At 32.3% G+C, this 21,222-nt stretch carries 21 protein-coding genes and 1 pseudogene; 20 read left to right on the top strand and 2 right to left on the bottom strand.

Translation table 11 applies throughout. The features are described 5' to 3' along the window. Positions 1 to 22 precede the first annotated feature (22 nt). From ACTS9J_RS01300 to ACTS9J_RS01355, 12 genes are all read left to right on the top strand, one after another. Positions 23 to 895 carry a DUF58 domain-containing protein gene (locus ACTS9J_RS01300; protein ID WP_286478586.1) on the top strand — a complete coding sequence of 291 codons (873 nt, stop codon included), beginning with the start codon at positions 23 to 25 and terminating at the stop codon, positions 893 to 895. Beyond that, positions 895 to 1,860, top strand: coding sequence for a BatD family protein (locus tag ACTS9J_RS01305; RefSeq protein WP_448352741.1), 966 nt, complete (start codon positions 895 to 897; stop codon positions 1,858 to 1,860). Before ACTS9J_RS01300 ends, ACTS9J_RS01305 begins: the two co-directional genes overlap by 1 nt. A gap of 2 nt (positions 1,861 to 1,862) precedes the next feature. Next, positions 1,863 to 2,879, top strand: coding sequence for a vWA domain-containing protein (locus tag ACTS9J_RS01310; protein WP_291047415.1), 1,017 nt, complete (start codon positions 1,863 to 1,865; stop codon positions 2,877 to 2,879). Next, complete coding sequence (locus ACTS9J_RS01315; protein ID WP_125350569.1) at positions 2,879 to 3,889, top strand: vWA domain-containing protein; 1,011 nt, start codon at positions 2,879 to 2,881, stop codon at positions 3,887 to 3,889. Before ACTS9J_RS01310 ends, ACTS9J_RS01315 begins: the two co-directional genes overlap by 1 nt. Before the next feature lie 17 nt (positions 3,890 to 3,906). Continuing rightward, positions 3,907 to 4,770, top strand: coding sequence for a tetratricopeptide repeat protein (locus ACTS9J_RS01320; RefSeq protein WP_114998633.1), 864 nt, complete (start codon positions 3,907 to 3,909; stop codon positions 4,768 to 4,770). Continuing rightward, entirely contained in the window at positions 4,770 to 6,563 is a 1,794-nt protein-coding gene (locus ACTS9J_RS01325; RefSeq protein WP_291047418.1) for a BatD family protein, read from the top strand. The genes ACTS9J_RS01320 and ACTS9J_RS01325 overlap by 1 nt, the downstream gene beginning before the upstream one ends. Before the next feature lie 165 nt (positions 6,564 to 6,728). Next, on the top strand, positions 6,729 to 7,355 hold the full coding sequence (locus tag ACTS9J_RS01330; protein ID WP_286495653.1) for a hypothetical protein: 627 nt from the start codon (positions 6,729 to 6,731) through the stop codon (positions 7,353 to 7,355). A 66-nt stretch (positions 7,356 to 7,421) separates the two neighbouring features. Continuing rightward, positions 7,422 to 8,954 carry a histidine kinase gene (locus tag ACTS9J_RS01335; protein ID WP_448352742.1) on the top strand — a complete coding sequence of 511 codons (1,533 nt, stop codon included), beginning with the start codon at positions 7,422 to 7,424 and terminating at the stop codon, positions 8,952 to 8,954. Continuing rightward, positions 8,955 to 9,677, top strand: coding sequence for a CPBP family intramembrane glutamic endopeptidase (locus tag ACTS9J_RS01340; protein WP_260509601.1), 723 nt, complete (start codon positions 8,955 to 8,957; stop codon positions 9,675 to 9,677). A gap of 8 nt (positions 9,678 to 9,685) precedes the next feature. Further along, complete coding sequence (locus ACTS9J_RS01345) at positions 9,686 to 10,438, top strand: LytR/AlgR family response regulator transcription factor (protein ID WP_219034073.1); 753 nt, start codon at positions 9,686 to 9,688, stop codon at positions 10,436 to 10,438. An 84-nt stretch (positions 10,439 to 10,522) separates the two neighbouring features. After that, the gene (locus ACTS9J_RS01350) at positions 10,523 to 11,137 is read left to right on the top strand and encodes a MarC family protein (protein WP_125350575.1); all 615 of its coding nucleotides are present in this window, start codon (positions 10,523 to 10,525) and stop codon (positions 11,135 to 11,137) included. Positions 11,138 to 11,151: 14 nt separating this feature from the next. Next, positions 11,152 to 11,352 carry a hypothetical protein gene (locus tag ACTS9J_RS01355; RefSeq protein WP_125350576.1) on the top strand — a complete coding sequence of 67 codons (201 nt, stop codon included), beginning with the start codon at positions 11,152 to 11,154 and terminating at the stop codon, positions 11,350 to 11,352. Between the two features lie 44 nt (positions 11,353 to 11,396). Here the strand turns inward: ACTS9J_RS01355 and rnpA are convergent, their stop codons facing one another. After that, complete coding sequence (gene rnpA / locus ACTS9J_RS01360; RefSeq protein ID WP_125350577.1) at positions 11,397 to 11,777, bottom strand: ribonuclease P protein component; 381 nt, start codon at positions 11,775 to 11,777, stop codon at positions 11,397 to 11,399. Between the two features lie 112 nt (positions 11,778 to 11,889). On the opposite strand from rnpA, the gene ACTS9J_RS01365 reads away from it, so the two are divergent. From ACTS9J_RS01365 to ACTS9J_RS01380, 4 genes are all read left to right on the top strand, one after another. Next, positions 11,890 to 12,300 (top strand): BrxA/BrxB family bacilliredoxin, encoded by a 411-nt coding sequence (locus ACTS9J_RS01365; protein WP_038336154.1) that lies wholly within the window; start codon positions 11,890 to 11,892, stop codon positions 12,298 to 12,300. 257 nt (positions 12,301 to 12,557) lie between these two features. Then, a complete protein-coding gene (locus ACTS9J_RS01370; protein ID WP_038336152.1) occupies positions 12,558 to 13,553 on the top strand; it encodes an aspartate-semialdehyde dehydrogenase in 996 nt (331 codons plus the stop codon). A gap of 152 nt (positions 13,554 to 13,705) precedes the next feature. Then, complete coding sequence (locus tag ACTS9J_RS01375; RefSeq protein WP_291047424.1) at positions 13,706 to 14,248, top strand: RNA polymerase sigma factor; 543 nt, start codon at positions 13,706 to 13,708, stop codon at positions 14,246 to 14,248. Next, complete coding sequence (locus ACTS9J_RS01380; RefSeq protein ID WP_291047426.1) at positions 14,245 to 15,282, top strand: hypothetical protein; 1,038 nt, start codon at positions 14,245 to 14,247, stop codon at positions 15,280 to 15,282. The genes ACTS9J_RS01375 and ACTS9J_RS01380 overlap by 4 nt, the downstream gene beginning before the upstream one ends. Before the next feature lie 36 nt (positions 15,283 to 15,318). On the opposite strand, the gene ACTS9J_RS01385 is transcribed toward ACTS9J_RS01380, so the two are convergent. Next, entirely contained in the window at positions 15,319 to 16,248 is a 930-nt protein-coding gene (locus ACTS9J_RS01385) for a bifunctional riboflavin kinase/FAD synthetase (protein ID WP_286495649.1), read from the bottom strand. A gap of 188 nt (positions 16,249 to 16,436) precedes the next feature. On the opposite strand from ACTS9J_RS01385, the gene atpD reads away from it, so the two are divergent. From atpD to ACTS9J_RS01405, 4 genes and pseudogenes are all read left to right on the top strand, one after another. Further along, the gene (gene atpD / locus ACTS9J_RS01390) at positions 16,437 to 17,945 is read left to right on the top strand and encodes a F0F1 ATP synthase subunit beta (RefSeq protein WP_114998651.1); all 1,509 of its coding nucleotides are present in this window, start codon (positions 16,437 to 16,439) and stop codon (positions 17,943 to 17,945) included. A gap of 85 nt (positions 17,946 to 18,030) precedes the next feature. Continuing rightward, positions 18,031 to 18,324, top strand: coding sequence for a F0F1 ATP synthase subunit epsilon (locus ACTS9J_RS01395; protein WP_280038257.1), 294 nt, complete (start codon positions 18,031 to 18,033; stop codon positions 18,322 to 18,324). 449 nt (positions 18,325 to 18,773) lie between these two features. Continuing rightward, positions 18,774 to 20,080 (top strand): annotated as a pseudogene (locus tag ACTS9J_RS01400) (O-acetylhomoserine aminocarboxypropyltransferase/cysteine synthase family protein). A 30-nt stretch (positions 20,081 to 20,110) separates the two neighbouring features. Beyond that, positions 20,111 to 21,118: a homoserine O-acetyltransferase family protein gene (locus tag ACTS9J_RS01405; protein WP_448352743.1), complete on the top strand. Its 1,008-nt coding sequence runs from the start codon at positions 20,111 to 20,113 to the stop codon at positions 21,116 to 21,118. Positions 21,119 to 21,222: the final 104 nt, after the last annotated feature.

A 21,222-nucleotide genomic window follows, 5' to 3' on the forward strand; every position in this document is an offset into this window, starting at 1 on the left:
ACTATTCAAAATCATTTAAACTTTGGATGCAAAAGAAATCATCAAACGTGTAAAACGTATTGAGCTAAAAAGCAAGCGTAAAGCGAGCAACCTTTTTATGGGTGAATATCACAGTTCATTCAAAGGAAGAGGTATGATTTTTAGTGAAATTCGTCCTTATCAATACGGTGATGACGTTCGTAATATCGATTGGAATAAAACGGCTCGATATAGCGAACCTTATGTAAAAGTTTTTGAAGAAGAACGAGAATTAACCATGTTTTTATTGGTTGATGTTTCGAATTCTGAAAACTTTGGAACACGAAAACAAATTAAAATGGAAACGATTGCTGAATTGAGCGCTACATTGGCTTTTTCGGCAATTACCTATAATGATAAAGTTGGTTTGATATTATATTCGGATCAAGTGGAGAAATTTATTCCACCCAAAAAAGGAAAACAACATGTGTTGCGTTTGGTGAGAGAAATTGTTTCGTATGAGCCAAAAAGTAAGAAAACTGATTTAGCAGCAACGTTAGAAACATTTATGAATTTGGTTCGCCGAAAATCAAATGTTTTTATTCTTTCAGATTTTATTGATTCTTCTGATTACGAAAAAGCATTGCGAATTGTGGCAAAAAAACATGATGTGACTGGAATTAGAGTTTATGATGAAAAAGAACAATCTTTTCCAGATGTAGGTTTGGTTCATGTGCAAGATAACGAAACAGGCGAAATCCGCTTGATAGATACTTCATCGAAGAAATTGCGTCAACAATATGCACAATATTACCGCGATTTAGATCAACGTTATCAATCTATTTTCAAGAAAAATCATTCAGGCGCAATCAGTATTCGTACCGACGAAGATTATGTTCGCCCATTGTTAAACTACTTTAAAAGTCATAAAGCCTAATGAAGAATTTATTGCTTTTAGTAAGTTTTTTTATCCTTCAATTTTCGTTTGCGCAAGACATTACGCCAAAATTAGATCGCACGACAATCAAAATTGGCGAGCCAATCCAATATGAAGTAAAAGTTGATTACAAAGAAGGAGATAAAATTGTTTTTCCTACGATTTCAGATTCAATTAATCATCACATCGAAGTTTTAGGTCAAAAAATTGACACTGTAAAAACGGATGGAAAATCTGAAATTGTTCAACATTTAGAATTGACTGGATATGATGCAGGTAAATTTAATATTCCGTCATTTATTATTCAGAAAAATGGAAAAGATTTAACAACAAAACAACTCGAAATTGATATTCAAGATATTGCAGTTGATACAACGAAAAATGCAATTTTCCCGATAAAACCTGTAATGGAAGAAGAATATTCTATTGGAGATTATTGGAATAAATATTGGTTGTACGGCATTATTGCCTTGATTTTATTTATCATTGGAATTGTTTTGGTTGTATTATATGTTCGCGCAAAATCGAAATTATCTGGTAAAGATTCATACAAAACACCATATGACGAAGCGAAAGCAAGTTTGAAAGCCTTGGATGCTAAGAAATATTTGAAACGTGGTGAACAAAAAGAATATTATACGCAATTATCATTTATTGTAAGACGATATTTAGGACGTATTTACAACTTTTCGGCATTAGAAATTTTGTCGGATGATTTGGTAAAATATGTTGCGACAAAACCAGATGTTTTATCAGAAGATGTACAGAAATTTAAACAATTTTTGTTCGATGCTGATTTGGTAAAATTCGCAAAACAAGAGTTTGATGAACCGACAAATACTTCGCACCGAAATTGGGTAGATGAATTTGTAGATCGTGTAAAACCATTAGAAATTCCGGAGAACGAAGATTTGAAAAAAGATCAAGTGACGGGAGAAAAATATAAACAGTTTAATAACAATTAGGAATGCTAAATTTTGAGTTTCAAAATCCTTGGATCTTACTCTTATTGCTTGCTTTGCCTTTCTTTATTTTCAGAGAAATTCGCAAAACGAGCCAGAAAAAAGCATCCTTAAAATTACCTTCGCTCAAAGCATTTGGAGGTGCAAAAAGTTCGTTAGCGACGTACAAACCACTTTTATTTTTGATGCGAATTATCGCAATGGTTTTGTGCATTGTTGCTTTAGCTCGTCCACGTTATGTAGATGTTACGACAAAAGTAAAATCGGACGAAGGAGTTGATATTTTATTGACTGTAGATACGTCATTGAGTATGTTAGCGCGCGATTTGAAACCAGATCGTTTAACAGCGTTAAAAGAAGTTGCAAAAGACTTTTCACTTGGAAGAAAAACGGACAGAGTTGGTTTGGTCGAATATTCTGGAGAAGCTTTGACACGTGTTCCATTAACAACAGATCGTGATGTTTTGATACAAGAAATCGAAATGTTACATTCTGGTAGTTTAGCTGATGGAACAGCAATTGGAGTTGGTTTGGCAACAGCTGTTAATCATCTTAAAAATAGTAAAGCAAAATCTAAAGTAGTTATTTTGATTACAGATGGTGTTGAAAGTGTAAATCCTTCTGGAGATTTGATGTATGTTTCACCGAGACAAGCCGCTGATATTGCAGCAGAGAAAGGGATAAAAGTATATACAATTGGTATTGGAACAAACGGAATGGCGCCTATGCCTGTTGGTTACGATATGTTAGGTGATTACGTTTTTGAGATGCGTCCTGTACAAATTGACGAAAAACTGTTAGAAGAAGTTGCAGATAAAACTGGAGGTTTATATTTCCGTGCAACAAACAATGAAAGTTTGAAAAACATTTATAACGAAATTGATAAACTTGAAAAAACAGAGATTAACGAAGTCAAATATTATAATTATACCGAATTGTTTGCACGATTCTTATTGCCTGCATTCATTATTTTGGTATTAGAAGCCATTTTACGAAGAACCGTTTTTAAAGAATTAATCTAATGCAGTGGGGAGAATTACATAATATTTGGTTGATGATTTTATTGTTTGTCGTTATTTTTCTATCGATAACAGTATTTCAATGGCGCGAACGTGTAAAGAAAACATTTGCAGATAAAGAACTGTTTCCATTTGTTTTTCCAATCACTTCTTCAAAGCGTTATGGTTTCAAAATCATTGCATTTTGTGTGGCTTTATTTTTAATGGTAATTGCATTGATGGATCCACTTTATGGTGAACGAGATGTGCAAGTAAAGCGCGAAGGAATTGATATGGTTTTCTTGTTAGATTTATCAAGTTCGATGAATGCACAAGATGTTGCTCCTTCGCGATTAGAAAAAGCAACAAAATTAATTACAGAAACATTACATCAATTAGGAGGAGATAGAGCTTCTTTGGTTGCGTTTGCAGCGAATGCTTACACGATTTCTCCATTGACAAATGATTATGCTGCAATCGAAAGTTATTTGCAAAATGTTAATACTGAGTTAATTTCGAGCCAAGGGACAAATTACTTAAATGCGATTCAGGAAGCTGCAAAAACATTCAAAGGATCGGCGAATACAAGTAAATTAATTGTACTAATTTCGGATGGAGAAGACAACGAAAATACAGTTAATCAAGCTTCTAAAATAGCAAAAGATAACGGAATTCATATTGTATCAGTTGGTGTTGGAACAGATAAAGGAGCTCCAATTCCGATGTATTACAATGGCTACGCCGAAGACTATAAAAAGGACGAAACAGGTTCTATAGTTATTACAAAATTAGAAGATAAAAATCTTCGCAAATTGGCACAAGATACAAACGGAACTTACATTCATTTGGATAATACGCAAGATGCATTATCCGCATTATCAATGTATAAAGCCCGATTAGATAAAAACGAAATTGCTAACTCTACAACAAGAGATATGAATCATATTTATCAGTGGTTTTTAGCGGTTGCGGTTTGTTTACTTTTTGTGGAATTATTAACATCTGAATATAAGATTTTTAACAAAAAGAAATAGTAAGTTTGTATGGTAAAATGATGTACTTTTTAAAACAAATAGGATTTTTAGGAATAATGCTTTTATCCGTTTTTGGTTATAGTCAATCGAAAGCGAAAAGCTACATTATTGAAGGAAACGAGTATTATCAAAAAGGAAAATTTGATAATGCAGAAGTTGCCTACAAGAAAGCTACCATGGAAGATCCAACTTCTGTCAAAGCAAATTACAATTTAGGAAATGCTTTATTTCAACAAAAACGTTACAAAGAAAGTATAGCGCATTACAAACGTTCTGCTGAAGTATCTAAAACGAATAATGATAAACATTTGGCTTATCACAATTTAGGAAATGCTTTTATGCAGGAAAAAGATTATCAAAATGCTGTTGATAATTACAAACAAGCCTTACGAAATGATCCAAAAGATGATGCAACACGTTACAACTATGCATTAGCAAAAAAAATGTTAGAAAAAGAACGTGAGAAACAAAAAGATCAAAATAATAAGGATAATAAAGATCAAAACAAACAAGATCAAAATAATCAGCAAAAACAACAACAGCAGCAAAATAAACAGAATCAACAAAACCAAAATAACCAAAAGCAAAATCAGAATCAGAATCAATCTCAACAACAACAATCTGATCAGCAGAAACAGCAAAATCAAGGAGGAAACCCGAAAGCTGGTGGTGAAAATGGAAACAATAAAGGACAAGGAAATAATCAATCTCCAGAAATCAAACAAGGAAATAATGGAGACGGAAAAGAACAAGATAATGCAAAGAATAATTTGGGAGACGGTTTGCTAAAAGCATTGCAAAATCAGGAAGCCAAAACCCAACGAAAAATTATTCAACAAAAAGCAGAAAAACAACGAACAACAACATCTAAGGATTGGTAATGACAACGACAAGCGTTTTAAATAGCTTTTTAGTGTTTGCCTTAACGTCTATCACAGCGTTAGCACAACAAATTTCTTTTAAATCTGATGCAGATAAAACACAGGTCAGTTTAGGAGAAGCATTTAGCGTGGGCTTTTTTATCGAATCTAATACAGATAGTTATTCGATTGATCAACCAATGAAATATCCTCCACATAATGGATTACAAATTGTAGGTGAACAACGCTCGCAAAATGTTTCTTATGTGAATGGAAAAGGAGTGATAGAAGAAGGAATTATCCTTGCTTTTGTTGCTGAAAAAGAAGGTAAATATCGAATTGGAGCTGCTAAAATTGTGATTAATGGAAAAACCTATACATCGAAACCTGTCGATGTTGTAGTGAAAGGAACGGGGTTGACGCACAACAATTTTAGAAGTAATACTTCGCAGCCTGTTTTTCTACAAAGTAAAGTTTCGAAAACGAATCCTTATGTGAACGAACAAGTTGGTTTATCAGTAAAATTATACGTAAAAGATTTATCTTATCTTAATCGTAAACAAAACTTTCGTCAAGGAAATTTAGACGGATTAAGCCCAAAAATTGTAAAAAGCTCTCCCGAAAATATCAAGCAAGAAATTGTTGGAGGAAAACAATATTTCTCCGAAGAAATTGCACGTTATTATGTTTTTCCTCAAAAACCAGGAAAGATAGAAATCGATCCGTTTTCGGTAGATGTGGTGTTGCCAACAACGTATGGAGCGGAGCCTGTAGAAGTGCGTAGTAATCCAGTTGTGATTAATGCAAAAGCACTTCCAGAAGAAGGAAAGCCAAAGAATTTTAGCGGTGCAGTTGGTCAATTTAAAATGAACGCTTCGGTTGATAAAAAAGAAGTTGCAACCAATGAAAGTGTAAATTTTGATGTTGAAATTATTGGAACAGGAAACTTTAATACGATTAATTTACCTGAAATTACGACGCCAAAAAATTTAGAAAAATTCGCACCGAAAAAACGCGATGCATATAAAACCTATGATACAGGAATGAAAGGAAAAGTTGCTGAGCAAACAGTTCTTGTCCCAAATTTTGGAGGAGAATATACGATTTCGCCTGTAGAATTTTGTTATTTCGATCCTGTTAAAGAGAAATATGTAACCTTGAAATCAGATTCGATTAATTTGTCTGTTTCAGGTTCTAAAACTTCTTCTGCAACGGCTGTGGCTTCTAATTCACCAGATTCGACAATTTCTGATAAAATAGAAGAAATGACGAACGATGTGAAAGAAGGAAAAAGCGGTTGGTTGTGGTTAACTGGTGGTGTAATTGCATTGAGTGCTGGAAGTTTATTTTTGATGAGAAAGAAAAATAACCCGACACAAAAACAAAAAATTGAACCAAAAATAAAACCTCTTAACGAGCAAAATAATTTTGAATCATACCAACCAAAAACAGAAACCCAAAAGTTTACTTTGGTTGAAAAACCAACGATAAATTCGAGTCAAATTTCTGCTGAATTAGATGAATTGAAGCAAAAAATAAACGTTGAAGACCAAAAAGATTTTTATCAATTACAAGAAAATATTTTGTGTAATGCCGCGCTATTAAAAACGAATACAGATTTAGCTCATTTTTCTGACGAGGTGATTGCAAATAAATTGATTGAAAATGGTGTGAGTGAATTAGCCGTAGAACAATGGAAATTGTTGCTGAACAACGCACGACAAGCTAAATATGCCTTTGGTGGTTTGCATCAAAATTTAGAAGAAGTTTTCGAAGCTACGCAAAATATTTCCGAAGAATTATTACGAAAATAAATTTCAAGTTTTTTAAATAGTAAAAGGGACAATCTCAGTTTTGAGTTGTCCCTTTTATTTTTGCTCTTACAACTCATCCTCAAAAATTGACAATTCGGTAACATATAATTTCAAACGAAAAGTGTTTGTAAGAACTTTGACTCAACAAATAAAAAAACACAAATGATGAAAACAATTTTCTTAACAATCGCAATTTTATTCACTGTATCAACTTTTGCACAAAAGAATTTTGAATCAGATATGAATAAAACTTTAACGGAATGGAACAAAGGAAATCATTCTTCTGAAGCTAATTTTAAGCAATTAATAAATGATTATCCAAATGAATGGTTACCAAAATATTACTTGACTTTTTCTGAAGTTTTGAAAACGTTCGAATCAAAAGATATTACTAAAAATGAAAAAATTCTTTTGAATGTAAAAACTCAAATCGATGATTTAGTCAGAAATAATCCATTAAATGTAGAAATTCTCAATTTGAAAGCCTTGTATTTAACAGCAGAAATTGTGCAGAATCCAATGCAAAATGGAGCAATTTATTATCCAGAAGTAGTACAAATCTATCAAAAATCGTTGATGTTAAATCCAACTAATCCGCGTTCTGTTTTAGGTTTGGCTGAGTTTAATATCAATGCTGCAAAATATAGAGGAATGGATATTACACAAGATTGTAAAAATGTAAAAAAATCTTTAGCTTTATTTAATGCTGAAAAGCCAAAAAATAATGAACCGATATGGGGAAAAAATCGTGCCGAAGCCTTGTTGAATAACGAATGTAAAAACGTACTATAATGATAGCTTTAGTTGCACAATTTATTCACGAAATTATTTTTTGGTTAATTAATTTGATTGCTTGATATGGATAAGTATTATAAAGGATATTTGAGATTATTTTCATTTGTATTTTCATTTGCAATTTTAGTATATGTATTTGATTTTAGTACAATTAATTTTCAAAATAATTCAAATTTTGATTTAGGTGTAGAAGTAGGCTTGTTAACAGGAAACTTTCTAAAATTTGTTGCTTTAGGGTTGGTCTTTTTAAAATTCTTAGAAGGAATTATTGTTTCTGACAAAAAGTTAATTGTTCGTAATATTTTGATTCTATTTGTAATCAATGTTTTGATTTATAGCGTGATATTTTTTACATCTCCAAATGTATCATTCAATCAATTTTTTCATCCAGAAGCTATCAAATATTTTATCGGATATTTTTCGTTCAGTGTTGCAGCATCTTTTGTGAATACAAGCATTTTTAATGAATATAGAATAGATGTACCAGATTCGCCTAAACCAGAAAAAGTTTTAAGAAAGTATTTTTTACGTTCTATTATTTATACGTTGGTATTGTATTATGTATTCGTGGAGTTTGCGAATCTCCTTTTGCAGAAATATATTTTTTACGATCAATCGATCAATTATCTTTTAGTTGCAGTTATCACGGTTTTCTTTTTGTTTTTATTCTTTATTATCGATCGAAAGAAAAATAAATTAGAACGTAAAATTGTTATCGAATCAACAAAAGCAGAAACAGCAACTGCACAATTCGAAACCTTAAAAAGTCAATTAGACCCACATTTTTTATTCAATAGTTTGAATGTTTTAACTGGTTTGATTGAAGAAAATCCAGATAATGCGATAGATTTTACAACATCGCTTTCTAAGATTTATCGATATGTTTTAGAACAAAAAGACAAAGAAGTTGTGTCGATTCAAGAAGAAATAAATTTTGCAAAAACCTATGTCAACCTTCTAAAATTAAGATTTGAAAATAGCATCGATTTCGAAATTGAACAAATAACTTTCTCTGAAACCGAATTTATTGTGCCACTTTCTTTGCAGATTTTATTAGAAAATACAATCAAACACAATATTGTATCTGATCAAAAACCTTTGAAAATTAAAATTTATAAAAAAGATAATTATTTGATAATTGAAAATTCTTTCCAACCAAAAGAAACCATTAAAGATTCGACAGGAATTGGGCTGAAAAATATTATTAATCGTTATCAATTAATTTCTAGCCGAGAAGTGAACATCGAAAAAAATGAACAACTATTTCGTGTAGAACTTCCCATATTAACACAAAAAAATACAACTATGAATACACAAAATTTTGACGAACAACAAGCTTATTTACGTGCAATAGAGCGTGCAAAAGAATTGAAAAAGTTTTATGCGCATTTAGGAACTTATGTTGTAATGAGTTTATTCTTTTTTATTCTGAATTTAGTTACAAATAATGGACATTGGTGGTTTTATTGGCCAGTTTTAGGTTGGGGATTGGGCGTTGCACTAAATGCTGTAAAAGTTTTTGCGTATGGTTCTGGTTGGGAAGAGAATAAAGCCAAAGAAATCTTGGAAAAAGAGCAAAATAAAAAGTGGCAATAAATGAATTTTATAAATCAAATAAAGCAAACAAATTGGGTTAGAATAATTATTTTTTATGGATTGATATTAATCGGAACTTTTCTGATTCGTAAATGTCCTAATTTTTTACAATTGATTTTTGGAGGTTTAGTCGATTTTCAACTGCCTTGGAATATGAATCATGGGTTGATTATTTTTCTAATTAGTTTACTTTTCTATAAATTCTCTAAAGTTAAAAAAGAAGTCTCTCTTCTAGGAAAAGAAGGTTTCAAAACATTGATTTTTCCATTTATATTACTCGTTGGTTATTCAATTTATGGGATAAATAACGATTACGGAATTAATAAACATTTGTGGGCAGCGATTTTTATTTCTGTTACGTTGCTTTATGATATTATGGAAGAATATACGTGGCGAGGTTATTTGAATGATGCTTTAGGCAATATATTTTGGATAATAAAAAGCATTATAACGGGAATATTTTGGGCAGTTTGGCACTTATTTATTTTTAAAGATTTCGATCAGTTTGGAGGTTTTGGAATTTTTATGTTATTGTGCATTGTTTTTTCTTTTGTATTAACTTTTTCAACAATTCGAACAAAATCGATTATCGTTCCAGCTACAATTCACGCTTTAATGGCTAAGACAAATCTTGCAACATTGATCATTTTTGTCATTATACTTGCTTTATTATTTGTTTGGAACAAAATTTTTGAAAGAAAACCGATTCGTGAATTAACTTAAAAAAAACTATGAAAATACTAATTATAGAAGATGAAAAGCCTGCAGCGCGTTTATTAAAGCGACGTGTAGAAAAATTGGGTTATCAAATACACGAAATGTTGCACTCTGTAGAAGAAAGTGTAGCGTGGTTGAAAACGAATCCAAATCCTGATTTAATTTTTCTGGATATTCAGTTATCAGATGGGTTATCATTTGAGATTTTTAATCAAGTAGATGTTTCGTCTGCGATTATTTTTACGACTGCTTATGACGAATATGTATTGAAAGCGTTTAAACTAAACTCGGTTGATTATTTGTTGAAACCTGTTGATGAAGAGGAATTGAAGTTTGCTATTGAAAAATTTGAAAGACAATTTCAGCAAGCATCTTCAAGTTTCAATCTAAATGAATTGAAAAGTCTTTTTTCGAATAATCAAACAGAAAAATTTAAAGAACGTTTTTCGATTAAAATAGGAACATCAATCAAAATTATAGAAATCGATAATATCGAATGTTTTTTTAGCGAAAACAAAGCAACGTATATTCATACAAAAGAAAACCGAAATTATTTGGTAGATTTTTCGTTGGATAAAGTGGAAGAACAAATCGACCCGAAAAAGTTTTTTAGAATTAATCGTAGTCAAATCATCCAAATCGATTCGATTAAAGAAATTACAATGTATTCTAATTCAAGATTAAAAATAATTTTGAATACTTACAATGAACAAGATATGATTGTGAGTCGCGAAAAAGTGGCAGATTTTAAGAATTGGTTGGATTAAGAATTGATTTATTGCTTTTTTATGAAAAATTGTTCATAAAAACTTCTATTTTTGCATCAACCAATTAATTATAACTAAATACGAATGGAAAATATAATATCATTTTTTCAGAAATTCTCTTTCAATCAAATCGGAACAACTTTCGCCGTACTTTTTGCAGTTATCGATATTTTAGGAAGTATTCCAATTATTGTAGGAATTCGGAGCAAAGTTGGACATATTCAGTCCGAAAAAGCCTCGATTGCAGCAGGAATTATGATGATTTCGTTTTTGTTTTTCGGAACAAAAATTTTGAAATTAGTTGGTGTTGATGTTCAGTCATTTGCTGTGGCTGGTGCATTTGTGATTTTTATCATCGCTATTGAAATGATTTTAGGAATTGAGATCCAGAAAGGAGTCGAATCTAACTCTGCATCCATCGTTCCTATTGCGTTTCCGTTAGTTGCGGGTGCGGGATCGTTGACAACTGTACTTTCGCTTCGTTCGCAGTTTGCAGATATTAACATTGTGATAGCGATTATATTAAATATGTTAATCGTATATTTGGTGCTGAAATTCGCAGGAAAACTCGAAAAATGGATGGGACCTGGCGTTTTATCGGTACTGAAAAAAGTATTTGGAGTAATTTTATTGTCAATCGCAATCAAATTATTTACGTCAAATATCGGTGCATTGTTTATGAATGAAATTAAAATTTAAAAATTCATTATCTAATGAAAACATATATTTATATCGCGACAATCGTTTTGTTGATAGGTTTAGGTTACAACCTATATGAGATGGATTATAAAGCTGGTTTTATGGCTGAAGAAAACTTTCGTAGCGTTTTAGGAATTGGAGCATCAGTTTGTGGATTAATTTTAGTATCTGTATACTTTAGTTTTTTCAGATTGCAAGCAAATCTTAAGAAATAAACAGTTTTACAACTTATAATAAATGAAAAAGATTAATCCTAGGATTAATCTTTTTTTGTTTGTATCGCTTCGTTTAATTTTTCTAATAAAGTTTTGACAGATTGTTCTATCACCTCAAAAGGTTGATGTTTTGTAGAAGTATAAATCATCACCAAATCAACCGAATAATTTTCATTAGGTTCAAGTAACAATTTATTCAATCTGTAAGCTTCTTTAGCACGACGTTTCAATAAATTTCGATCAACCGCGTGTTTGAATTTTTTCTTTCCAACACTTACTCCTACTCTTATATTGTAATCCGCTTTCGGTTTGATTTTGTAGACAAATCTAATCGGATGAGAAACAAATGTTTTTCCATCAGAAAACAATTCATCGAATGCTTTTCTGCTTTTAAGTTTCTCATTCTTACCAAAAGTCAATTTCATATTGCTAAATTCTACGTAAATTTGTAACTGCAAAAGTAAGTATTCTAAAAAGTTTTAGAATTATGTAACTTTGAAAATAATTTATTTTTATTTAAAACAAAAAAAGAACAATATGTATCCAGCAGAAATAGTAATGCCGATGAAGGCTCAGTTGACTTCTAATGGTTTTGAAGATTTAACTACTCCAGAACAAGTAGAAGCAGCAATCAAACAAGAAGGAACAACTTTGGTAATGGTAAATAGTGTTTGTGGTTGTGCTGCAGGTGCTGCAAGACCAGGAGTTGTAATGTCATTAGATAATGATAAAGTTCCTACACATTTAACAACAGTTTTCGCAGGATTTGATAAAGATGCTGTAGCAAAAGCACGTGAGTTTTTTGCTCCATTTCCTCCAAGTTCTCCAGCTGTTGCTTTATTCAAAGATGGTGAATTAGTACATATGTTAGAGCGTCACCACATCGAAGGACACTCTGCAGCAGCTATCGCAGAAAATTTAAAAGCAGCTTACAACGAGTTTGCTTAAGACTAAATTTGAAGGTTATTTCAAAAATATTTTAAAAAGTGGAGCAATTTGTTCCACTTTTTTTGTGTTCAAAATTCTTATAAAAAAGAGTTTTATAAATTTTAATTCGAGGAAAAGTTTAAAAACCTGAATTAACATCATAACATAAAATATATCATATCAAATTGATTGCTAAACCTATGAAATAGAGAAAAATGTATCAAAATAATCTGTAAATTAGCAATTCGAAATTTTTTAATATATTATTTAATAAACAAATGAGAATAGCAGTCGTAGGCGCTACCGGAATGGTCGGCAGAGTTATGCTCCAAGTTTTGGAAGAAAGAAATTTTCCAATCACTGAAATTATACCAGTAGCATCAGAAAGATCAATAGGAAAAACTATTGAATACAAAGGAAAAGAATACAAAATTGTATCAATGCAGGATGCTGTAGAAATGCGAGCTGATATCGCAATCTTTTCAGCAGGTGGAGAAACTTCCAAACAGTGGGCGCCTAAGTTTGCAGAAGTCGGAACAACTGTAATTGACAATTCATCGGCTTGGAGAATGGATCCAGATCGTCCGTTGATTGTACCAGAAATCAATGCAGATATTTTAACAACAAATGATAAAATTATCGCAAATCCTAACTGTTCAACGATTCAATTGGTAATGGTTCTTAATCCTTTACACAAAAAATACGGAATTAAACGTGTAGTTGTTTCTACTTATCAATCAGTTACGGGAACAGGTAAAGATGCTGTGGAGCAATTGAATGGAGAAATTGAAGGACGTGATGTAGCGAAAGTTTATCCATACCAAATTTTCAAAAATGCATTGCCTCATTGTGATGTGTTTGATGAAGAAACAGGTTATACAAAAGAAGAATTGAAATTGACTCGTGAGCCTCGTAAAATTATGCGTGTGGATGAAATGAATATTACAGCTACTGCGGTTCGTGTTCCTGTGCAAGGAGGACATTCGGAGTCGGTGAATATTGAATTTGAGAATGATTTTGATTTAGCCGAAGTTCGCAAATTATTAGCAGAACAGGAAGGTGTAACAGTACAAGATAATCCAGACACAAATACTTATCCAATGGCTTTCTATTCAGAAGGGAAAGACGATGTTTTTGTAGGTCGTATTCGTCGTGATTTATCTCAACCAAATGCATTAAATTGTTGGATTGTTGCGGATAATTTACGCAAAGGAGCAGCTACAAATGCGGTTCAAATTGCAGAATATCTAGTAAAACACAATTTAGTTGGATAATATTTTCAATTAAAAACTTATATAAAGTCGCTCTTGTAGCGACTTTTTTATGTTTAATGAATAAGTTTTCAGAACTTTAACAAATATTTTACGCTATCAAAGCAACCATAAGCGTAATTTTCGCATCTAAACACTGAGAAAGAAAAAGTATTTTGGACGAAAAACAACTCATAAAAGCTTGTATCAACAATGATTCGAAAGCACAGCGGCTGCTTTACGAAAAATATGATGCGCGATTTTTTGCGGTTTGTAAACGTTATTTTACCGATATACAACAAGCGGAAGATGCGTTGGTAAAAGGTTTTTTGAAGATTTTTCAGAATCTTGAAAATTATTCGTTCGAAGGAAGTTTTGAAGGATGGATGCGAAGAATTATGATTAATGAATGTTTGATGGAGTTGCGGAAAAATAAAATTTTTCACCTTAATGTAGACGATTACTCCTCTTCTATTTCATCTAATCAAGAAGCTTCGCAACAAATCGAAGAAGATGATGTGATGAAACTCCTCGATTATCTACCCGAAGGCTGTCGTCTCGTGTTTACCCTTTACGTTATTGAGGGATATAAGCACAAAGAAATTGCCGAAAGTTTGGGCATTACAGAAGGAACATCTAAATCGCAACTTAATTTAGCGAAGACGAAATTGAAGGATATGTTAAGTAAGAATGAAAATATAAAATCAAATTTATCGTGAACACAAACGATCCAATAGAAGATTTATTTCGATCAAGAAGTAGCGAAACAGTCGGCGAAAAGCCGAGTGATTTGGTGTGGAAACGTATTGAATCTGGTTTGCAGAAGGAGGAAAAGAAGAAGAAACCTATTCGCGAATTTGTTTCGAGTGTATGGTTTTCTGCTGCCGTTTTCGCGTTGATTGCGATTCCTTACTTTGTGCTTTTTATCGAGAATATTAATACTGAAAATAGAGAAAATTCACTTGAAATTGTCAAAACAAATGTCCCAGTTATCGAGCAATCGCCTGCTGAACAAGAAGAAATAGTGGTTTTGGAATCGAAAGATAAAGATTTGGAAAAACCTCTAGAAATAGTAAAGAATGATAAAGTTACAAAACAGCCTGTTTATAAAGTAATTGAAGGACATTCTGCTAGTGTAATTGCTGACGAAGGATATTTTCCTCAATTATCTAATGCTTCTGCATCGAATGCTCCAGTTACTTTATCAGCACCGCAAGCGATGGAAGCTCGTTCTAAGGTTTTAGATTCAATAGAAAAAGAAAGACAATATGCTAAAACAAGTAATCAGAATTTGGGTTCTATAAAAGATTCAGTTATTTCGGATAAGTTAGCTGGAAAAGCTTCTGGTATTGTAGTTGCAAATGGTGTAAGCAGACAAAATGCTAAGCTAAAAGATACTTCTGATGTGATGAAAATGACGGTTGTTGCAGAAACACGTGCTGCAAATGCTTCGTTAGAAACAGCTTCGGTGATGGAAGTTTCGCCAAAAAAATCTGTAATTGACAAATCTGCAATTGTTTATAAACCTTTAAAGTTTACAGTAAAATCGGATATTTTACGTACTAATTTTAAATTACAAAAGAAATTAAAAGATAAAATTTCGTTTGAAAGTACAACGAATAATCTTGTCATTACATTTGAGAAAGTAAATGATAAGATTGTTTTAATAACAAACGAACCAAAGGTTGATGCGACGCTTTTGGGAGTTTTGGAAAAAAATAAAAAAGAAATATTTAAATATTATAATAAATAGAGATTAAAAAAAGGTTCGCTTTTAGCGAACCTTTTTTTAATTATTTCCATATAAATTTATTGCATTTTCTTTGTCTTGATTCATCGCGATGATTAAATCATCTAACGAATCAAATTTCTTTTCATCTCGCAAATGTCCTAAAAATTCAAGGCGAATTGTTTCTCCATAAATATCTCGATCAAAATCCAAAATATTCACTTCTACTCGATGTTCACGAGAATTGGTAACCGTTTCTCTAAATCCGATGCTTAATAAACCTAAATATTTCTGATCATCCACAAAAACATCAACCGCATAAACGCCATCTTTTGGAATTAATTTATTGGGATCAACTTGTAAATTAGCGGTAGGAAAACCAAGTGTACGACCAATTTTGTCACCATGAACAACTTCTCCAGAAAGCGGATATTGATAGTTCAACGCTTTATTCGCATACGCGATATTTCCTTCGATAAGTGCATTTCTAATTTTTGTAGAACTCACCGCCACATCATTTTCTTCGACAGCTTGCAATTGAATCAAATTGAAACCATATTTTTTCGAAAGAACTTGTAATTGTTCAAAATTTCCTTCTCTATTTTTCCCGAAATGATGATCGTAGCCAATCACTAGCGTATCAATATTAATTTTATCAACCAATAAATTCTTGACAAATTCGACAGAAGTTACTTGCGAAAAATCTGTTGTAAACGCTTGAATAATCAAATGTTCTAACCCAAATTGACGCAAAACATTTTCTTTTTCCTCTAAAGTGTTCAAAAATTTAAGATCACAATTTGGTTGTAAAACCATTCGAGGATGTGGATTAAAAGTAATCAAAACACTTTTTCCATCAATTTCTTTTGCAATTGTATTGAGTTGTTTTAGAATAGATTGGTGTCCAATGTGCACACCATCAAACATGCCCAAAGTAAGGACAGGACGTTTGATTGGTTTGATTTCTTCTAAGGATTGATAAACGTTCACTAAAAATGATTTTGCACAAAATTAAGGCTTTCAAATCGAACTTCAAATCTATTTTTAATTTCCTTTGATTGTAATATTCTGATTACTAATCAAAATATTATGACAAAAATCTTAAAAAGTATATAAATTATACAATGTTTTTAACTTACCTTTGCACCCAAATAAAATAAACTAAATCATTTCATATAATGGCAAATCAAAAGAAAGGTAAGATTGCACAGGTTATTGGACCTGTAATTGACGTTATTTTTGATAACGCAGAAGGCCTTCCAAATATTTATGATGCATTAGAGGTTCCTCGTCAAGGAAAAGAAACATTAATTCTTGAAGTTGAGCAACACATCGGTGAAGATACTGTACGTTGTATCGCAATGGATAGTTCTGATGGTTTACAAAGAGGTCAAGAAGTTATCGCTTTAGGAAAACCAATTATGGTTCCTATCGGAGAAAACATCAAAGGACGTGTATTTAATGTAGTTGGAGATGCTATTGATGGTTTAGGGAATTTAGACAAAGAAAATGGTTTACCTATTCACCGTCCAGCTCCAAAATTCGAAGAATTATCAACATCTGCAGAAGTTTTATTTACAGGTATTAAAGTAATTGACTTAGTAGAGCCATACGTAAAAGGTGGTAAAATTGGTTTATTTGGTGGTGCCGGAGTAGGTAAAACAGTATTAATTCAGGAGTTGATGAACAACATCGCAAAAGGACACGGAGGTTTATCTGTATTCGCTGGTGTTGGTGAGCGTACTCGTGAAGGTAATGACTTAATGCGTGAGATGATTGAAGCTGGATTAATTAATTACGGTGAAGATTTCATGCACTCTATGGAAGGTGGATCTTGGGATTTATCTAAAGTAAACAGTGAAAACATGAAAGAGTCTAAAGCAGCTTTCGTTTTCGGACAAATGAATGAACCTCCAGGTGCACGTGCTCGTGTTGCTTTAACAGGTTTAACATTAGCTGAATATTTCCGTGATGGAGATGGACAAGGTCAAGGACGTGACGTATTATTCTTCGTAGATAATATCTTCCGTTTTACACAAGCAGGTTCTGAGGTTTCTGCCTTATTAGGACGTATGCCATCAGCCGTAGGTTATCAGCCAACATTAGCAACTGAAATGGGTGCTATGCAAGAGCGTATTACATCTACTAAAAACGGATCTATTACTTCTGTACAAGCGGTATATGTACCTGCCGATGATTTAACTGACCCTGCGCCAGCTACGACTTTCGCGCACTTAGATGCTACAACGGTATTAGATCGTAAAATTGCTTCATTAGGTATTTACCCAGCGGTAGATCCATTGAACTCTACATCTCGTATCTTATCACCAGCAATTATTGGTAAAGAACATTACGAAACAGCACAACGTGTAAAAGAAATCTTACAACGTTACAATGCTTTACAAGATATCATCGCGATTTTAGGTATGGAAGAGTTATCAGAAGAGGATAAGTTAGTTGTACACCGTGCACGTCGTATCCAACGTTTCTTATCTCAACCATTCCACGTTGCAGAACAGTTTACAGGTATCCCAGGTGTTTTAGTAGATATCAAAGATACAATCAAAGGATTCAACATGATCTTAGATGGTGAAGTTGACCAATATCCTGAGGCTGCATTCAACTTACGTGGTACAATCGAAGAAGCGATTGAAGCTGGAGAAAAAATGTTAGCAGAAGCTAAATAATATAATTTAACCATATAAAGAGTGCTTACGTTTCTTTTCTTTTTGAAAGTTGCTAAGTACTCTTTTTTTTAAAAACAATAGGATTATGCACTTACAAATTATTACGCCAGAATTCGTAGTTTTCGATGCAGAAGTAGATGCTGTTACTTTACCAGGTAAAGATGGTGAATTTCAGTTATTAAATAACCACGCTCCTATCGTTGCAACTTTAGGTGAAGGAACAATTAAAATTAAAGTTCACACAAAAACTTTCGAAGATTTCGATAATCAATCTGGCAAAGTTTACACTTCTCCATCAAACGAATCTACATTATTGTTAGATATCAAAGGAGGAACAATTGAAATGAGCAATAATAAAGTAATCGTTTTAGCAAACTAATTACTTTTTTATCATAAAACTTAAAAGGAGATCAATTTTGATCTCCTTTTTTTATGTTTTCTACTTAATATTCTCTTTTTTACTTCAAATTTTATTCTGTTTAAATCCTTTTTATAGATTTCGAAAGAAATATTTTTAACTTTTTGGCATGAATATTCTTTTTAAATCAATTTAATAGATTTATTTTCTAAAAACTAATTATAAATTTTATTATTTAGAAAATTATTCTAATTTCACATAAAATATAAAACTACAAAGTGTAGTTAGAAATGAATAATTTTTTTAAAGATGAAGTACAATTCTAAAAAACATTCTTTTGGACACGGCGTCCTGCTTCAGAGCATCTATAATTGTATCAATAGTAAAATTCGAATGTGCAGCTGCTAATTTTAGCTAACTAACCTACCCTACTATTTATTAATCGTAGTCACATTCAAAACAATTTTATTATGTCAACAGAAAAACAATTACATTTCGATACTTTACAAGTACACGCAGGTCAAGAAGTAGACCCATCAACAGGCTCTCGCGCTGTTCCAATTTATCAAACATCTTCTTATGTATTTAATGATGCCGAACACGGAGCAAATTTATTTGCTTTGAAAGAATTTGGTAATATTTACACAAGAATTCAGAATCCAACAACTGACGTTTTCGAAAAACGTATTGCTGCGCTGGAAGGTGGTGTTGCGGCATTAGCTGTTTCATCGGGACAAGCGGCACAATTTATTGCTTTAAATAATATTTTAGAATCAGGAGATAATTTTGTTTCAGCTTCTAATCTTTATGGCGGAACATATAATCAATTCAAAGTTGATTTAAGCGTTTAGGTGTTGATGTTCGCTTTGCTGAAGATGCAGATCCAGCAAAAATTGAATCATTAATTGATGAAAATACAAAAGCGATTTATGCAGAAACGATAGGAAATCCGAGTTTTAATGTTCCAGATTTTGAAGCAATCGCTGCAATTGCACAAAAATATAACATTCCATTTATTGTGGATAATACGTTTGGTGTGGGCGGTTATATTTTCAAACCTTTAGAGCATGGAGCAAACGTTGTCGTAGAATCTGCAACAAAATGGATCGGTGGACACGGAACTTCTATCGGTGGAGTTATCGTGGATGGTGGAAATTATAATTGGGGTAATGGTAGATTTCCACAATTTTCTGAACCATCAGAAGGTTATCATGGTTTAGTTTTTTCCGATGTTTTTGGAGTGAATGGTCCTTTTGGTAATATTCAGTTTATTATTCGTGCCCGCGTCGAAGGTTTGCGCGATTTTGGTCCAGCAATTTCACCGTTCAATTCTTTTTTATTGTTACAAGGTTTAGAGACGTTGTCGTTAAGAGTTCAGAAACATTTGGACAATACGTTAGAAATTGCGCGTTGGTTAGAACTTCATCCGCAAGTTGAAAAAGTGAATTATCCTGGATTAATTACTTCTCCAAGTCATCATTTGGCAAAAAAATATTTGAAAAATGGTTTCGGAGCTGTTTTATCATTCCAAATTAAAGGTGATGCAGACAAAGCGAATCAATTTATTGATAGTTTAGAATTGATTAGTCATTTGGCAAATGTTGGCGATGCAAAATCGTTAATTATTCATCCTTCTGCAACAACTCATCAACAACTGAGCGATGATGAACAAAAATCTGCTGGAGTTTTTCCTGGTTTATTGCGTCTTTCTGTCGGAATTGAATATATTGATGATATCAAAAATGATCTTCAGCGAGCTTTTGATAAAATTAAGTAAACAAAGTATTATTAGCTATAAATTAATTCAGTGAATTTTTATCAATATAATTATACAAAGCCATTTCAATTAGAAAATGGTCAAATTCTCGAAAATTTAACCATTGCTTATCATACAGCGGGAACATTGAATCCCGAAAAAAACAATATCATCTGGGTTTGTCATGCTTTAACGGCAAACTCGGATGTTTTCGATTGGTGGGCTGGTCTTTTTGGAGAAAATGAATTGTTCAATCCAAAAGATCATTTTATTATTTGTGCCAATGTGATTGGTTCTAATTACGGAACAACAAATCCGTTGTCTACAAATCCTGAAACAAATTCGCCTTATTATCGAGATTTTCCTACAATTACGATAAAAGATATGGCAAATGCGCATCAATTGTTAGCAAATCATTTAGGAATTTCAACTATTCATTTATTAATTGGTGGTTCACTCGGTGGTCAACAAGCGTTAGAATTTACGTTGCTGAATCAAGTTAAAGTGGACAATTTAGTTTTGTTGGCGACGAATGCAATACATTCTCCTTGGGGAATTGCGTTCAACGAATCGCAGCGTTTAGCTATCGAAGCCGATTCAACTTTTAATGATAAAACTGAGAATGGAGGAAGAAATGGATTGATTGCAGCACGTACAATTGCGATGTTGTCTTACCGTACCTATATTATATATGAACAGAAGCAAAAAGACGAGGATTCTGTTTACAATGATTTCAAAGCTTCTTCTTATCAAAAATATCAAGGTGAAAAATTAGCAAACAGATTCAATGCTCATTCTTATTGGACACTTTCGAAAGCCATGGATTCACAAAATCTGGCTCGAAATAGAGAATCTTTAGAGAAATCTTTGTCTCAGATTTCTTCGAACACCTTAGTGATTGGAATTTCTTCGGATATTTTATTTCCGCCAAGTGAGCAAAAATTTATAGCGAATCATATTCCAAATGCAAAATTCATCGAAATAGATTCTATTTTTGGACACGATGGTTTCTTGGTCGAATTACAAGAATTAAATACAATTTTGGAACATCTCGTATAATATTATGAAATGAATAATTATATGAAGCTCGATTTATTCGAGCTTTTTTTATTTATAAATAGATTCTACTTCGTAGAATTTCTCTCGAGTAGTTCCTTCAAAAG

The organism is Empedobacter sp. ULE_I140, from assembly GCF_053482575.1.

Excerpts from the sequence above, each read along its gene's own strand:
- ACTS9J_RS01320 (WP_114998633.1), top strand. The coding sequence starts at position 3,907 with ATGATGTACTTTTTAAAACAAATAGGATTTTTAGGAATAATGCTTTTA.
- ACTS9J_RS01335 (WP_448352742.1), top strand. The coding sequence starts at position 7,422 with ATGGATAAGTATTATAAAGGATATTTGAGATTATTTTCATTTGTATTT.
- ACTS9J_RS01340 (WP_260509601.1), top strand. The coding sequence starts at position 8,955 with ATGAATTTTATAAATCAAATAAAGCAAACAAATTGGGTTAGAATAATT.
- ACTS9J_RS01355 (WP_125350576.1), top strand. The coding sequence starts at position 11,152 with ATGAAAACATATATTTATATCGCGACAATCGTTTTGTTGATAGGTTTA.
- ACTS9J_RS01365 (WP_038336154.1), top strand. The coding sequence starts at position 11,890 with ATGTATCCAGCAGAAATAGTAATGCCGATGAAGGCTCAGTTGACTTCT.
- ACTS9J_RS01370 (WP_038336152.1), top strand. The coding sequence starts at position 12,558 with ATGAGAATAGCAGTCGTAGGCGCTACCGGAATGGTCGGCAGAGTTATG.
- ACTS9J_RS01315 (WP_125350569.1), top strand. The coding sequence starts at position 2,879 with ATGCAGTGGGGAGAATTACATAATATTTGGTTGATGATTTTATTGTTT.
- ACTS9J_RS01305 (WP_448352741.1), top strand. The coding sequence starts at position 895 with ATGAAGAATTTATTGCTTTTAGTAAGTTTTTTTATCCTTCAATTTTCG.
- ACTS9J_RS01345 (WP_219034073.1), top strand. The coding sequence starts at position 9,686 with ATGAAAATACTAATTATAGAAGATGAAAAGCCTGCAGCGCGTTTATTA.
- ACTS9J_RS01330 (WP_286495653.1), top strand. The coding sequence starts at position 6,729 with ATGAAAACAATTTTCTTAACAATCGCAATTTTATTCACTGTATCAACT.
- ACTS9J_RS01325 (WP_291047418.1), top strand. The coding sequence starts at position 4,770 with ATGACAACGACAAGCGTTTTAAATAGCTTTTTAGTGTTTGCCTTAACG.
- ACTS9J_RS01395 (WP_280038257.1), top strand. The coding sequence starts at position 18,031 with ATGCACTTACAAATTATTACGCCAGAATTCGTAGTTTTCGATGCAGAA.
- ACTS9J_RS01350 (WP_125350575.1), top strand. The coding sequence starts at position 10,523 with ATGGAAAATATAATATCATTTTTTCAGAAATTCTCTTTCAATCAAATC.
- atpD (WP_114998651.1), top strand. The coding sequence starts at position 16,437 with ATGGCAAATCAAAAGAAAGGTAAGATTGCACAGGTTATTGGACCTGTA.
- ACTS9J_RS01310 (WP_291047415.1), top strand. The coding sequence starts at position 1,863 with ATGCTAAATTTTGAGTTTCAAAATCCTTGGATCTTACTCTTATTGCTT.
- rnpA (WP_125350577.1), bottom strand. The coding sequence starts at position 11,777 with ATGAAATTGACTTTTGGTAAGAATGAGAAACTTAAAAGCAGAAAAGCA.